The sequence below is a fragment of the Mycolicibacterium vulneris genome (assembly GCF_002104765.1).
Classification (GTDB): Bacteria; Actinomycetota; Actinomycetes; order Mycobacteriales; family Mycobacteriaceae; genus Mycobacterium; species Mycobacterium vulneris.
The window spans coordinates 1-705 of sequence record NZ_NCXM01000101.1 but is presented as its reverse complement, the minus strand read 5'-3'; the positions used below and the strand labels follow the sequence as shown (position 1 = coordinate 705).

1 protein-coding gene is annotated in these 705 nt (G+C 66.1%); it reads left to right on the top strand.

Features of this window, described 5'->3' with window-relative positions; genetic code table 11:
* Positions 1 to 128 precede the first annotated feature (128 nt).
* Positions 129 to 705 (top strand): IS110 family transposase (locus B8W69_RS29535; RefSeq protein ID WP_165762737.1); only part of this gene is annotated, 577 nt, incomplete at its 3' end.

The following is a 705-nucleotide window of genomic DNA, read 5'->3' as shown; positions in this document are numbered from 1 at the left end:
CTAGACGGTATGAGTGACCGTCGGCGTTGTGTCGGGGTTGCGGGCCGGGGCCTCGCTCACCCATGTTCGTGGGTTACCGGGTGGGTAGTGGGCCCGCCCGGTCTATCCGACAGTGGTGGGAGGCCCCGGTGTTCACTGAGCGTACGAGTATTGGGCTGGACGTGCACGCGCGTTCGGTCGTGGCAGCGGCGATTGACGGTGTCACCGGGGAGGTGTCACAGACCCGGTTGACGCCGTCCTACGAGCACATTCAGGAGTGGATCAAGCAGCTGCCGGGACCGGTGGTGGTGGCGTATGAGGCTGGTCCGACCGGTTTCGGGTTGTATCGGGCGTTGACCGATGCGGGGGTTCGGTGTGAGGTCGTGGCTCCATCGAAGCTGCAGAGGCCCGCTGGGGACCGGGTGAAGACCGATGCTCGCGATGCACTTCATCTGGCGCGGTTGTTGCGCCTGGACGAGGTCACCTCGGTCTCGATCCCGAGTGTGAACCAGGAGGCCTGCCGCGATCTGGTGCGTGCGCGCGAAGACTGCCGCGGTGATCTGATGAGGGCGCGTCATCGACTGTCCAAGCTGCTGCTGCGCCACGGCATCGTCTATCACGGTGGTGCGGCCTGGACCGATGCGCACGATCGCTGGCTGCGCGCGCAGGCGGTGCCCCAGTTGCTGACGCCGGCCACGCGCATGGCCTTCGATTCCGACTATGAGC